We start from the raw sequence: 12,863 nt of genomic DNA, 5'->3' as shown, positions 1-12,863 counted from the left end.
CGCTCCGCCTGGCATCGAGGTCGAACATGCGCTTCTGGATCGAATGTACCAGGTGGGAGACAGGGCAGCCCACGCACATCAATATCGCACTGGTTGGCAGCATGTGGCGCGACGGCGAGCGAACGGTGCTCGCCTTCGTCGGCGGTGATGCCCAGCGCATCGAAGTCACCGAGACGCCCGAAAAGATCATGGCCCTTCATCTTGGCCCGCTGGCAAAGGCGTGACAACGCGATGACGGTGAGGCCCGATAACGCATGGTCGGAAGCATCGCTCGATCTTCGCAAGGTCGGCGCGCATCCGGATCACTGGTACCCGGTGGCATGGTCGCGCGAAGTGAAGCCGGGTCAGACATATGCCGCACGGTTCGCGGGCGAGCCGATCGCGCTGGTGCGGCCCAAGGGCGGCGAGGTCTTCGCGCTGGAAGACCGCTGCGCACACCGGCAGGTGCCGTTGTCGAAAGGCACGGTCGATGGCTGCACCATCCGCTGCGGCTATCATGGTTGGCGCTACGACGCATCCGGCGCTTGTGTGGATGTTCCCTATCTCGGCAAGGGCAAGCTGCCGAACGGCGTCCACCGCTACCCCTGTTTGGAGCGCGACGGGCTGATCTTCGTGTGGCCGGGCACGTCCCCTGCCGCTCCTCCGCTGGCGCGGATCGGCGCGGCGGCCGACGCGGCCTACAGGACGCGGCTGTTCGGCAAGCACGTCGCCTGCCACTATACATTCATGCACGAGAACCTGATGGACATGAACCACCAGTTCCTGCATCGCCGCACCACCGGCAAGGTCGTGCCGCGCTATCTTGGCAGCCGGGCTGGCGAGCGCTGGATGGAAGTCGATTACAGCTTCGCCCGGCCCGGCGAGAAGCCGCCGATCGGCGAGGCCGTCATCGTCGGCAGCTTGCGCGGCCGGGCGCAGGCGGCACGCGATCTCATGACGGTTCGCACCGAGTATCCATACCAAAGCTTGCGGATGTGGACGCGCGGGGACGAGCCCGTGCTCAGCGTATGGCTGGGCTACACGCCCGTCGACGCAGCCCAGCGCTGTAACCGGACCTTCGTTGTGCTGTCGGTGCGCAGGCCCCGAATTCCCGGTCTGCTCGACCTGGCCTGGCCGGTGCTGGCCTGGTTTACCAACCGGGTCTTCGCGGAGGATTGCGAGATCGTCGAGATGGAACAGGCCGCTCATGACGCGCAAGGCGCCGACTGGAATCAGGAAGTGTTTCCGCCGATCCGCGCACTGCGAAAACTTTTGCGCGAATGCGGCGAGCCGCTTGCCGCCCCGCGGGCAATTCTCCGCTAGTTCCCCGTCTGCAATTCCCCAAAACGCTCCCACGTCTTGCCGTTGAAACGCATGAATTGCATCTGGTCAACCGGCACGTGGTCGGTCGGCGAGGTGTTGACCTTGATGCCGGGCAATAGCATCGGCAATTCCAGATCCGTGATCGAATACGCCTGCTTTAGAATGTTCTCGGTCGACAGGTCGTTGCCGCAGGCCTTCAGCACGGCCTCCAGCACCATCGCACTGTTATAGGCGTTGACGTAGTTGGTGTCGTGCTGGTCGCCGTCGGGGACGTATTTGGTCATGAATTCCCGCCAGCCCTTGACGCCTGCATCGTCCTTCCAGGCGGGATCGTCGGGATCCTTGACATAGGCGGTGGAGAGAATGCCGGTGCCGGCCTCGACGCCCGCCGGCTCCATCACGGTCGAAATCCACACCGCGACATTGGAGAGGAACGTCATCGGCCGCCAGCCGATCTCGAACGCCTTGCGGATGGATTGCGCGGCAAACTTGGGCGTAGCCGCGATCACGAACACGTCGGCGCCGGAGGCCTTCAGCTTCACGATCTGGGAGTCGATGGTCGGGTCTGATATTTCGTAAGTCGCGCCGGTGACGACGGAATCGTATTTGTCGCCGAGTACGTCCTTCAAACCCGACAGATAGTCGCGGCCGTAATCGTCGTTCTGTGAAATGACGGCGAATTTGGCGTTCGGGTTCTTCGAAAGCGCATAGCGCGCATAGAGCCGCGCCTCATAGCGGAACGGTGCCTGCACGCCGACGGTGGCCTGCGGAAATTGCGCGATGTCGGCAAATTTCGAGGCGCCGGAGGCCAGAAACAGTTGCGGGATGTTCTTGCTCTGCAGATATTTCGCGATCGCGGTGTTATGCGCGGTGCCGATCGAGGAGAAGATCAGCGCGACCTCGTCGCTTTCGACCAGCCGTCGTGTCTGCTCCACCGTCTTCGGCGGCGCGTAGCTGTCGTCGAGCGAGATCAGGTTGACCTTGCGGCCATTGATGCCGCCGCGCTCATTGACCATCTTGAAATAGCCGACCTCGCCCTTGCCGAGCGCGCCGAACGCCGACACCGGCCCGCTATACGGCATGGTCTGGCCGATCTTGATTTCGGTTGCGGTGACGCCGCGCATTTCGGCTGCGGGCGAGACGGCAGGCAGCATCAGACAAGCGACAGCGCCCAGCGCGCCAACTCCCGTGACGAAACGCATCGGCTTCCCTCCCCTTGTGTCGTCAGCCGCGCTTAGGGGCGCGCGGAGCGGCCGGTATTTCGTTCCGGCCTGCGGAAACATGCCATGACGCCCCGACGGACGCCAACCCTAATCATGGTGGTTCGGACGCAAGGGATCAGCGGTCTCGGCCGCCAGTCATAGCCGTTTCGCCGCCACCGCATTGGCCAGCAGCGACTGAACGCCGGTCCGGTGGAACGGCACGATAAGGAACAGATAGATTTTGCCGGAGAGGTTATGCACTGAGCAAATCGTCGAAACGACGACGCTCTCCGCGTCGCCATCCACCAGCCGGAGCACCGAGAGCCTGAAGTCGAGATGCTTGTTGTTGCGGCCCGCGACAATCTCATCGTCACCAATGAAGAAAATCGGCCACGGACCGATCTTGTCGCCAACGCCGTAGTTCGCGCGCACCGCAGGCTTGAGAATTTCGGCGGCGGTCGGCACTTCCAGTCCGAAGCATCTGACTATGGCATTGCGGGTGATCAACAACGCCTTCATCCAGCGCGGCGTATGGCCGAACAGCGCAAAAAAGATTTCGACGATTGTCAGCCCCGGACGCGTCAGCGGCACGCGGTATGAATCATGGAAATAGGCTTTACTGATCGCGTCCTTGCCAAGCGCGCTCGTGGGCGGAAGCTCGCATTCGACCACGTGCATGCCGATCCCCCGTCAAGCGGACGTCCATAACAGAACGGGCGCTGATGCGCCCGTTCCTAACTCAGTCAGATAACAACCCAGCTTACGCCTGCGGCTGCGGCTCCAGGCCCGGGTCCGGATCGGGACGCGGGCGCGGCTTGCCGGCCGGCGGCACGGCGGAAGCGCGCGGCGTGCTCGGCTCAAGCACCGACTCACGGTTGGGCTTCTTGCCGTTGAGCAGGTCCTGAATCTCGTCGCCGCTCAGCGTCTCGAACTCGAGCAGGCCCTTCGCCAGCGTTTCGAGGTCCTGGCGCTTCTCGGTGAGGATGCGCGTGGCTTCGTTGTAGCCCTCTTCGACAAAGCGCCGGATCTCGGTGTCAATCTTCTGAACCGTGGCTTCCGACGCGTTCTGGGTGCGGGAAACCGACATGCCGAGGAACACCTCGTCCTGGTTTTCGCCGTAGGACACGGTGCCAAGGGCTTCGGACAGACCCCAGCGCGTGACCATCATGCGCGCCAGTCGCGTTGCCTGCTCGATATCGGAAGAGGCGCCGGAGGTCACCTTCTCCTTGCCGAAGATCAGTTCTTCCGCGACACGGCCGCCCATCATGATCGCCAGCCGCGACGTCATCTGCTCGAGCGACATCGACAGCTTGTCGCGCTCGGGCAGCTGCATCACCATGCCGAGCGCCCGGCCACGCGGAATGATCGTGGCCTTGTGGATCGGATCGGTCGCGACGACGTTGAGGCCGACGATGGCGTGGCCGCCCTCGTGATAGGCCGTCAGCAGCTTCTCTTCCTCGGTCATGACGAGCGACTTGCGCTCGGCGCCCATCATCACCTTGTCTTTGGCTTCCTCGAACTCGGCCTGCGTCACCATCCGCTTGTTGCGACGGGCGGCGGTCAAGGCAGCCTCGTTGACGAGGTTCATCAGGTCGGCGCCGGAGAAGCCCGGCGTGCCGCGCGCGATGGTCTTGAGGTTGATATCCGGCGCCAGCGGCACCTTGCGGACGTGAACTTTCAGGATCTGCTCGCGGCCAACGACATCCGGGTTCGGCACCACCACCTGGCGGTCGAAACGGCCGGGACGCAGCAGCGCGGGATCGAGCACGTCGGGACGGTTGGTCGCCGCGATCAGGATCACGCCTTCATTGGCCTCGAAGCCGTCCATCTCGACCAGCAACTGGTTGAGGGTCTGTTCGCGCTCGTCATTGCCACCGCCGAGGCCGGCGCCGCGATGACGGCCGACCGCATCGATTTCGTCGATGAAGATGATGCAGGGCGCGTTCTTCTTGGCCTGCTCGAACATGTCACGGACGCGGGAAGCACCAACGCCGACGAACATTTCGACGAAGTCCGAACCCGATATCGTGAAGAACGGCACGTTGGCTTCGCCCGCGACCGCACGCGCGATCAGGGTCTTACCGGTGCCGGGAGGGCCGACCAGCAGCACGCCGCGCGGAATCCGTCCACCGAGGCGCTGGAATTTGCCGGGGTCGCGCAGGAATTCGACGATCTCCTGCAGGTCCTGCTTGGCTTCGTCGACACCCGCGACGTCCTCGAAGGTGACGCGGCCATGGGCCTCCGTCAGCATCTTGGCGCGCGACTTGCCGAAGCCCATCGCCTTGCCGGCGCCGCCCTGCATCTGGCGCGACAGGAAGATCCACACGCCGATCAGCGCGATGAAGGGCAGCCAGGAGACCAGCAGCGAGACGAACCACGGCACGTTGTCGCCGGGCGGCTTGGCGGTGATCGAGACCTTGCCGTCATAGAGGCGCTTTACCAGCGTCGGATCGTTCGGCGCATAGGTCTGGAACGAGGAGCCGTTGGTGAAGGTGCCGTGGATATCCGGCCCCTGGATCACGACGTCGCGCACGCGGTTCTGGTCGACCTCGCTCAACAGCTGGGAAAACGAGATGTCCTGCGAGGACGTGCGCTGACCGGGATTCTGGAAAAGCGTGAACAATGCCAACAGCAGCAAAACAATGATGACCCAGAGGGCGAAGTTGCGCAGATTGGCGTTCATCGATCTTCCTTCGTGGTCGCGCGGATCGCGGCCCTATGTCCTTGGCGGAAACCCTAAAGTATTCCTTGGATAGCGTGGCGAGAATCCCCGGTCCACTGCACCCCAATCTAGGTGGCGCCCGGGTCAATGCCAAGGGAACCACACGGGACTATTTAACGCATCTTAACGCGATTCCCGGTCAAAAAATGACGCGAAAACCGAGGTTTTTCCGAGGTGGTTAAGGCTCTTGGCGCCGATATATCCGGATATTGCGGTATGTGGACGCCTCTCACGCCCGATTGCCCCTCCGTGGCGGTGCTGGATCGATGTGAATTCGCCCCTTCGTCAGGCTGATCGCCGCCCCGGCCAGCGTCTGTTTCAGCCTTGTCTGCCTCTCGCCATTCGCAATGGCCCGGTCCAGCACCTCCAGCAGCGCCTCGACCTTGCCAAGTTCCGCAGGCCCCTCGTGACCGGCCCGGTCGATCGCGCGCTTGAGCAGCCTAAGCCGGATTTCCTCGGGCAGACCGGCAAATGCACCAGCATCGAATCCGAAGCGCGAGGCATCATCGCGATCTCGCAAGGCGAGATAGCGCTCGGCGCCGTCGGCCAGCACTTCAACCGCGGCATTCGCCCGCGCCAGCCGCGTTGCCAGCCGCGCCAGGTTGCGGCTATCGCCGCCCTCCTCGACCAGCGCAGGCATCAGCGCGCGCAGCCGCGGCCGCGTGAAGCTCACGTCGCGATTGGTCGGATCGTCGGCAAAGGCGATCTTCGCCCTGCCCAGTGTCGCCACGAGCCGGGATTTCGGAACGTCGAGCAACGGCCGCGCCAGCCACACGCCCTCACGCTCGGTCTCGCGCGCCATCGCGGCGAGACCGGCGATGCCGCTGCCCCGCAGTATCCGCATCAACAGCGTCTCGGCCTGGTCGTCGCGGGTATGCGCGGTGAGGATGTGCGTGGCGCCGCTCGCCCGCGCGGCCTTGGCCAGCAAGTGATAGCGCGCGGCGCGAGCCGCGGCCGGCAAGCCGGTCTTCGGCTTGGTCCCGGTCCAGCGCAGTGTGCGATGGGGCACATCGAGTGTCTCTGCGAGACGCTTGACATCGCGCGCCTCGCGCGCGGCCTCGGGCCGCAAGCCGTGGTCGACGGTGACGGCGATCAATCGCGGCCCGCGCGAAAGCGCACGGCGCCAGCGGGCGGCAAGCCACATCAGGGCAAGGGAATCGGGACCGCCCGACACCGCCAGCACCAGTGCGGGCGCGGCCTTCCAATGCGCGAACAGATCCTTCGCTTGCGGAACCGAGATCGGCGCGTGGTCGTCGTCAGCCATGGCATTGCCAGTCTATCGGAGACCGGTGGCGGCCTCGACCGGCTTCCGCTTTAGCACTTAACCCGCTTCTGCTCACGATCGACGGCGGCTTTGACGCCGGCCGACGCGCGCGGATATTTCCGCGTCACCTCGCCGAGCGCGGCGCAGGCGGCTTCCTTTTCCTTAAGCGCCGCCAGCGACTGGCCTAGCCGCAGCAGCGCGTCGGGCGCCTTGCCCGATTTGTCGAACTTGGTTGTAACGCCGAGGAACGCCTCGGCAGCGTCGCGATACTGCTGGCGCTGGAAGTAACTTTCCCCGAGCCAGTATTGCGAATCCCCGATCAGCGGATCGCTCGGATGTTTTTGTGCGAAATTCTTCATCGTCTCTTCGGCCAGCGCATAATCCTTGCGCTGCATGTAGCCGATGCCGAGATCGAATTCGTCCTTCGACGTGGCGCCAGGCGGCAACGTGGTCAGCGCGGCGCTGGCGCCGGGCCCCGGGCCGCGCGGTGGCGGTGCTGCAGCGGGCGGCGGCAAGGCGCCACCGGGATCGCGCGGACCGCCGAGATTGAGTGGTTCGCCCGGACCGCGCCCGCCCGGCGCGCCGGCCGCCGCTTCGTTCGACATCGGCATCTGGCCGCCACCGAGTGCGCGCGGCGCGCCCGGAGCGTTGGGATTCTGGTTCGGGTCGAAGGCATCGCCGCGGCGCCGGCCGCCGGCCGCCGGGGCCGCCTGTTCCTGCACGATGGGCGCGGGTGAGGCAATCTGCGGTTGCTGCTGGTCGTAGCCAGGCTGTGCCTGCGGGTAACCCTGCGGCTGGCGATTACCTTGCTGCGGATAGCCTTGCTGCGGATAGCCTTGCTGTGCCTGCGGCGGCGCGGGCTGAACCGCGGGCGGAGCCGCGGCCACGTTGGGCTGCGCCATCGGCGGCTGGCCTCCCGCCGCCGGCGGCGCGGCGCCGAGCTGGCGCAGCCGGTCCTCGAGCTGGCGGTTACGGAATTGCAACTCCTCGTTCTGGCCGGTGAGTTGCCGAAGCTGATTTTCCAACCGCTGGATCCGCATTTCCAGGTCGGCGTCGTCGGACTGCACCTGGCCTTGCGGGGCGCTTTGCTGTGAACGCTCCCACGGGAACGTGATCTGTGCGGACGAGGTTTGCACAGACAAAGCGAGCGTCACGGCAATCGCCGCGGCGCCGGTGGCATTGAGAAATTTAGATGACATTTTGCCCTGACGACGAAATCGCGTGTCAAACGAAAGCAGAACACTATTGAGATAGGGAGTGCGCCAGAATTGTGACTGGCATTTCCGATTCGGTTCGCTGAGTTCCGGTATGGTTTAGTATCTGCTTCAAGACAAGCCGCCGGCCCGGCGGACCGTTCACAAATCGATGGAGATCCGCTCATGCACGTATCCGTGAACGGGGTGCGGCTGTTCTTCGACGTCGAGGGCACCAAGCTGGTCCCGGACGGCCCAGTGATGCGGGAAAAGCCGGTGCTGCTGATGCTGCATGGCGGCCCCGGCGCCGACCATTCGATCTACCGGCCCGCCTACTCCGCCTTGGCCGATATCGCGCAAATCGTCTACCTCGACCATCGCGGCAACGGCCGCAGCGAGGATGGTCCCACGGAGTGCTGGAATCTGGCGCAGTGGGGTGATGACGTGCGCGCGTTCTGTGACGCGCTCGGCATCGCGAATCCGATCGTGCTCGGCGCGTCGTTCGGCGGCATGGTCGCATTGGCCTATGCCACGAGGCACCCGGATCACCCTTCAAAGCTGATCGTGATCAGCACCGAAGCCCGTGGCGGGTCATATCCGGATCGGCGCGTGGAACTGTTCGAGCGCTTCGGAGGTCCGGAAGTAGGCGCGCTGGCGCGCCGCCGCTTCCTGGAGTTTCACGGCCATCCGGACCAGGCCTCACGCGACGCGTGGCGGCAGCTGGCCATGCCGCTTTACTTCCGCACCCCGCGCGATCCCGATATGGCGCGGCGCGCCGTCAACCGGCCGGAGGTGGCGCAGTGGTTCACCAGGCCGGGCGGCGAGAGCAACACGTTCAACATGTTCCCAGAGTTTGACCGGATCCGGTGTCCGACCCTGGTGATCGGGGGTGAAGACGATCCGATGCACCCGATCGAAAGCCAGGCTGATATCGCTGCCGCGCTGCCGCCGAACCTCGTGCAGTTCGAACGCTTCGCGGATTGCGGACACGGCGTAGTGCCCGATGCGCCTGAACGGGCGATGGCGCTGCTTCGGGAATTCATCCTGAAGCGCTAGATTAACTTGTTGTTCAGTTTCGTTAACAAACGCGTGCATCCAGCTGGACTACAAGCATAAAGTGCAGTTAAACCGGCGTCTGAAGACGCCGGTTTTGAAGCTCTGCGAAAGTCCGAAGGCTCAGGCGCCGGCGTTCAACACCGTGACGGCGCGGCGGTTCTGCGACCAGCAGGAGATGTCGTTACAGACCGCCACCGGACGCTCCTTGCCATAGGAGATGGTGCGCATGCGGTTCGCGTCGATCCCGCGCGAGGCGAGATAGCTGCGCACCGACTGGGCACGGCGTGCGCCGAGCGCGATGTTGTATTCGCGGGTGCCGCGCTCGTCGGCATGGCCTTCGATGGTGAAGGAATAGCGGTTGTAGGTCTGCAGCCACTGCGCCTGCTTCTCCAGCGTGGCGATCGCTTGCGGGCTCAGCTCGGTCTGGTCGCTCTCGAAGAACACGCGGTCGCCGACATTGACCACGAAATCCTGCTGGCTGCCCGGGGTCGCCGCGCTCGCCATCGCGCCATCAGCGCCGACGTTGTTCTTGGCGCAGGCGCCCATCGACAGCGCCACAGCGACCAAGGCTGCCAGCTTCCATCCCTGGAGGATACGCATCTGATATTTCATTCCGGAGCCTCCGCGCTCACGTTTTTCGACTGTTATCCGGTCTACAGGTCGATGGTTAAGCGAACGTTCCGTCAACCTTGATGGAACCTTGCCAGACCCGGTCAAATGCCGACAAACCGTGAAAAGCAAACGCGATAGTTAATGGTATGTAAATGTGGCGCGAGGGTGAAGGCAAGTATGCGCCTGCCCAAATCACCAGGTTTGGGGCGTTGTCGGAGGCAAAAGCGCGCCCGCGGACGAATGTCGCGCCGTGGCAATGGAATGCCCAGGGCGCGGGAGGCTGGGGCGTGGAGCCGCCGCGGTTAGCCGAATCAGGAACTCAAGACGATCGAGGCGCGCTCGAAGGGGGTGACGACCTCGCGCGGGGACGCATGACGCTCGCCCGAGCGCTGGAACAACATCCGGCGCTCGAAAGCGCTCGAACGCATGAACGGGAAGCGCTGGAAGACCCGGTCGCGAATCTCGCGATAGTTGGCGGCCATCAACCCGACCGGCTTGATCAGGCCGGGAAATAATTTCGGCTCGCCCAGCGGTGTCTGCAGAAATACCTTGCGATAGAAAGCCCGGTGCTCGGGCCGAACGTTGGCAAGTCCGATATCGGCATTGAACTGGCCGCAGGCGACGTAACCGAGCCGCACCGTGACGTAAGGCAGTTCGGGGAACACCCTGGCCTTGTCGGGATCGGCGACAAACCGCGTGGGATCGATGATGGTTTTGCCGCGATCCAGCTCGGGGTGCAGAAGATCGGCAAACATTTCTGACGATGGTGACCCGCGCCATTGGCCCTGGAGAACGCTGATGCGGATCGAGCTGTAGAGCTCGTCACGATAGTAGACGCCGAAGATGAAATTGTTCGGCTCGTCATCGTATCGATCGGTGACGCGCTGGGACTCGGACGGCAGGATCGCGCCCTCGCGCAGGTAAGCACGGTATCTCAGACGGTAGATCTCGTCCTTCTCCTCGGCAGTCTCTGCGAGGCGGTAATCGACGAATTCGAGGGGGTCCGAGCTTCGTTCAGGAAATAACGCGGTTACTTGAGCGGCGGATCTCATTCATTACTCCCAGCTCCGCCAGACAACTTCCGCGGGCACGCCAAAAGATTAACATCTTCTTAACGGCCGTGCAAAGGGATCACAATCTTAGGGTTAAGAGCAAGCCCCCGTATTTTCACGGGAATCAGGCGATGGACCGCGAGGAAAGCGGGACCAGCTGTCCCTCCGGCTGACGGCGGCCATGCGAGGCATTCAGCAACTGGCGAACCCGCACCGCGGGCACCGGCGGGCTGAACAGATAGCCCTGCGCCTCGGTTACCGCACCATCGGCGCTGATCAGCTCGAGCTGCTCATTGGTCTCGATGCCCTCCACCACCACTGACATTCCGAGATCGGCCGACAGCCGCGCCACGCCGCGCAGCAGCGTCAGCGGACGGTCGCTGTCGATCCCTTCCAGGAAGGAGCGGTCTATCTTGACCTTCTGCAATGGAAAGTTGTGCAGATAAGAGAGGCTGGAATAGCCGGTGCCGAAGTCGTCGAGCGAGATCCGCACGCCGAGCGAATGCAATTGCGACAGCACATCGTGCGTCAGCTGCGTGTTCCGCAGCAGCGAGGATTCGGTGATTTCGATTTCGAGCCGGTTCGCCGGCAGGCCGGAGACCTCGAGCGCGTAGCGGACCTCGCTCAGCACGTCGCGCTGATGGAATTGCTGCGGCGAGAAGTTGACCGCGACGCTGACGCCTTCGGGCCATTTCATGCATTCCATGCAGGCCTTGCGCAAAATCCAGCGGCCGAGATCGACGATCAGGCCCATGTCCTCGGCGACCGGAATGATATCGGTCGGCGAAACCGTGCCGCGAACCGGATGATTCCAGCGCAACAGCGCTTCGCAGGTGGATATTCGCCCCGATTTGAGATTGACCAGCGGCTGGAAGAACAGCTCGAATTCCTCATTGGCCAGCGCCTTGCGCAGGTCGAGTTCGAGGATGCGGCGGGATTCGACGACCTGCGCCATCTCGTCCCGGAAGAAGCAGAAGGTGCCGCGGCCGTCGGCCTTGGCGCGGTACAGCGCCATGTCGGCGTTCTTCAACAGCGTATCGGCGCTGACGCCGCGAGAGGTCATGGCGATGCCGATGCTGGCGCCGATCTCGACCAGATGACTGTCGATCTTGTAACGTTCGCTCAGGCGATCGACGATGCGCCGGGCGAGACCGGCGGCGTCGTCGGGAGAATGGATGTTCTGCTGGAACACCACGAACTCGTCGCCGCCGAACCGTGCCACGAAATCTTCGGGCCGCAGCATCTCGCGCAACCGTCCGGCCACCGCGCACAGCAACTGGTCACCGCAGGGATGGCCGAGCGTGTCGTTGACCTGCTTGAACTGGTCAAGGTCGATGAACAGCAGCGCCGACAATTGTTCAGCGCCCTGCTGGGCCGCCAGAAGATGTCCGATCTCGTCGCGGAAGTTGACCCGGTTTGGCAGCTCGGTGAGTTCGTCATAGCGCGCCAGATGGCTGATCCTGGCTTCCGCATCCTTGCGCTCGGTGATGTCCTCCACCAGCATCACCGTGCCGCCGCCAGCCATCGGCTGGAACGTCCAGGACAGCGACCGGTTCTTGGTGAAGTCCGGATCGGTCGTGATGATGTCGCTGGCGCGGGAGTGCTTGACTTCCTGCAGAATGAGCCGCGCGCTCGCCTCCGACATCGTTCCGGCTGCGACGCAGGCCGCGCAGATGTCCGATACGTCGGCGCCACGCTGCACGAAGTCTTCGGACAGGTTCATCATCTTGCTGAAGCGATTATTCATGACCGCGAGGCGGCCGTCGGCGCGAAACATCGCCAGGCCATGCGGCATGTTGTTGAGCGCCGTGTCGAACTGGCTGGCAAGCGCCGCCTCGCGCTCGCGCGCAATCAGGGCGTGGACGAAAATTTTCTGCAGGCTGGTCGAGATGTGCTTCAGGGAGAAGAAAAACAGTACGTTCAGCAGGGCCATGCCGATGTAGAACGGGCTGCCATCGGCGGCCAGCGCCGCGGTCAGCGGGCCGCAGGCCAGCAGCATCTGCACATGAAAGATCCAGGGCCGGCCGTAGGTGCGGCCGCCGCCGGCGGCCACGTAGCAGAGCGTGACCGAGGTCGCGATCATGTGGGCGACGGCATCGTCGCTGCCGGTCAGCGTGACCAGGCACCACAGCCCGAGGGCTGCGGCATAGAGCATGGCGCCGAACTGGTAGCGCACTTCCCAACGCACGACATCGTCGGCCGTCAGGCTGGACCGAACTTTCTTGTACTGACGCGTGTCGAGCGCGCGCAATGCACCGGTGACGACGAGCAGCGCGACGCACGGCCACAGCAGCGCATTGCCGGTCTTCAGCGCTGTCATGATTGCGGCGACGCCGGCGCATAGCGCACCCGCAAACATCGGACCAGGATCGGTGAATAGCGAATCGATCAGCGCCGCGTAAATCGACGGCGACATCTTCTGATCGGACTCTCCGCTCTGGTTGGCGAGTTGCATCTTGG

At 63.8% G+C, this 12,863-nt stretch carries 11 protein-coding genes; 3 read left to right on the top strand and 8 right to left on the bottom strand.

The genetic code is table 11. The features are described from left to right. The first annotated feature begins 26 nt into the window (after positions 1 to 26). Positions 27 to 224, top strand: coding sequence for a hypothetical protein (locus ACVWVY_RS11280; RefSeq protein ID WP_426532419.1), 198 nt, complete (start codon positions 27 to 29; stop codon positions 222 to 224). A 7-nt stretch (positions 225 to 231) separates the two neighbouring features. Beyond that, complete coding sequence (locus tag ACVWVY_RS11275) at positions 232 to 1,302, top strand: Rieske 2Fe-2S domain-containing protein (RefSeq protein ID WP_456626443.1); 1,071 nt, start codon at positions 232 to 234, stop codon at positions 1,300 to 1,302. On the opposite strand, the gene ACVWVY_RS11270 is transcribed toward ACVWVY_RS11275, so the two are convergent. The 5 genes from ACVWVY_RS11270 to ybgF all read right to left on the bottom strand — a co-directional run bounded on the left by ACVWVY_RS11270 (position 1,299) and on the right by ybgF (position 7,689). Beyond that, positions 1,299 to 2,504 carry an ABC transporter substrate-binding protein gene (locus tag ACVWVY_RS11270; RefSeq protein WP_456626442.1) on the bottom strand — a complete coding sequence of 402 codons (1,206 nt, stop codon included), beginning with the start codon at positions 2,502 to 2,504 and terminating at the stop codon, positions 1,299 to 1,301. The two genes, ACVWVY_RS11275 and ACVWVY_RS11270, sit on opposite strands and share 4 nt — an antisense overlap. 156 nt (positions 2,505 to 2,660) lie before the next feature. After that, positions 2,661 to 3,182: a DUF2867 domain-containing protein gene (locus ACVWVY_RS11265; protein WP_456626441.1), complete on the bottom strand. Its 522-nt coding sequence runs from the start codon at positions 3,180 to 3,182 to the stop codon at positions 2,661 to 2,663. A gap of 82 nt (positions 3,183 to 3,264) precedes the next feature. After that, positions 3,265 to 5,187, bottom strand: a complete 1,923-nt coding sequence (ftsH, locus tag ACVWVY_RS11260) for an ATP-dependent zinc metalloprotease FtsH (protein WP_456626440.1) — start codon at positions 5,185 to 5,187, stop codon at positions 3,265 to 3,267. Positions 5,188 to 5,455: 268 nt separating this feature from the next. Beyond that, positions 5,456 to 6,490: a tRNA lysidine(34) synthetase TilS gene (gene tilS, locus ACVWVY_RS11255; protein ID WP_456626439.1), complete on the bottom strand. Its 1,035-nt coding sequence runs from the start codon at positions 6,488 to 6,490 to the stop codon at positions 5,456 to 5,458. Between the two features lie 50 nt (positions 6,491 to 6,540). Then, the gene (gene ybgF / locus ACVWVY_RS11250) at positions 6,541 to 7,689 is read right to left on the bottom strand and encodes a tol-pal system protein YbgF (RefSeq protein WP_456626438.1); all 1,149 of its coding nucleotides are present in this window, start codon (positions 7,687 to 7,689) and stop codon (positions 6,541 to 6,543) included. A gap of 180 nt (positions 7,690 to 7,869) precedes the next feature. Between ybgF and ACVWVY_RS11245 the strand changes: the two genes are divergently transcribed. Next, the gene (locus ACVWVY_RS11245) at positions 7,870 to 8,739 is read left to right on the top strand and encodes an alpha/beta fold hydrolase (RefSeq protein WP_456626437.1); all 870 of its coding nucleotides are present in this window, start codon (positions 7,870 to 7,872) and stop codon (positions 8,737 to 8,739) included. Positions 8,740 to 8,859: 120 nt separating this feature from the next. Here the strand turns inward: ACVWVY_RS11245 and pal are convergent, their stop codons facing one another. From pal to ACVWVY_RS11230, 3 genes are all read right to left on the bottom strand, one after another. Beyond that, positions 8,860 to 9,351, bottom strand: coding sequence for a peptidoglycan-associated lipoprotein Pal (gene pal, locus ACVWVY_RS11240; RefSeq protein WP_456626436.1), 492 nt, complete (start codon positions 9,349 to 9,351; stop codon positions 8,860 to 8,862). Positions 9,352 to 9,662: 311 nt separating this feature from the next. Continuing rightward, positions 9,663 to 10,403 (bottom strand): N-acyl amino acid synthase FeeM domain-containing protein, encoded by a 741-nt coding sequence (locus tag ACVWVY_RS11235; RefSeq protein ID WP_456626435.1) that lies wholly within the window; start codon positions 10,401 to 10,403, stop codon positions 9,663 to 9,665. A gap of 124 nt (positions 10,404 to 10,527) precedes the next feature. Beyond that, a complete protein-coding gene (locus ACVWVY_RS11230) occupies positions 10,528 to 12,858 on the bottom strand; it encodes a putative bifunctional diguanylate cyclase/phosphodiesterase (protein ID WP_456626434.1) in 2,331 nt (776 codons plus the stop codon). Positions 12,859 to 12,863: the final 5 nt, after the last annotated feature.

Source organism: Bradyrhizobium sp. URHC0002 (assembly GCF_054059515.1).
The sequence above is the reverse complement of the archived record's forward strand: the minus strand, read 5'-3'. Positions and strand labels throughout refer to the sequence as shown.

Excerpts from the sequence above, each read along its gene's own strand:
- ACVWVY_RS11275 (WP_456626443.1), top strand. The coding sequence starts at position 232 with ATGACGGTGAGGCCCGATAACGCATGGTCGGAAGCATCGCTCGATCTT.
- ACVWVY_RS11230 (WP_456626434.1), bottom strand. The coding sequence starts at position 12,858 with ATGCAACTCGCCAACCAGAGCGGAGAGTCCGATCAGAAGATGTCGCCG.
- ACVWVY_RS11245 (WP_456626437.1), top strand. The coding sequence starts at position 7,870 with ATGCACGTATCCGTGAACGGGGTGCGGCTGTTCTTCGACGTCGAGGGC.
- tilS (WP_456626439.1), bottom strand. The coding sequence starts at position 6,490 with ATGGCTGACGACGACCACGCGCCGATCTCGGTTCCGCAAGCGAAGGAT.
- ACVWVY_RS11235 (WP_456626435.1), bottom strand. The coding sequence starts at position 10,403 with ATGAGATCCGCCGCTCAAGTAACCGCGTTATTTCCTGAACGAAGCTCG.
- ACVWVY_RS11270 (WP_456626442.1), bottom strand. The coding sequence starts at position 2,504 with ATGCGTTTCGTCACGGGAGTTGGCGCGCTGGGCGCTGTCGCTTGTCTG.
- ybgF (WP_456626438.1), bottom strand. The coding sequence starts at position 7,689 with ATGTCATCTAAATTTCTCAATGCCACCGGCGCCGCGGCGATTGCCGTG.
- ACVWVY_RS11280 (WP_426532419.1), top strand. The coding sequence starts at position 27 with ATGCGCTTCTGGATCGAATGTACCAGGTGGGAGACAGGGCAGCCCACG.
- pal (WP_456626436.1), bottom strand. The coding sequence starts at position 9,351 with ATGAAATATCAGATGCGTATCCTCCAGGGATGGAAGCTGGCAGCCTTG.
- ftsH (WP_456626440.1), bottom strand. The coding sequence starts at position 5,187 with ATGAACGCCAATCTGCGCAACTTCGCCCTCTGGGTCATCATTGTTTTG.
- ACVWVY_RS11265 (WP_456626441.1), bottom strand. The coding sequence starts at position 3,182 with ATGCACGTGGTCGAATGCGAGCTTCCGCCCACGAGCGCGCTTGGCAAG.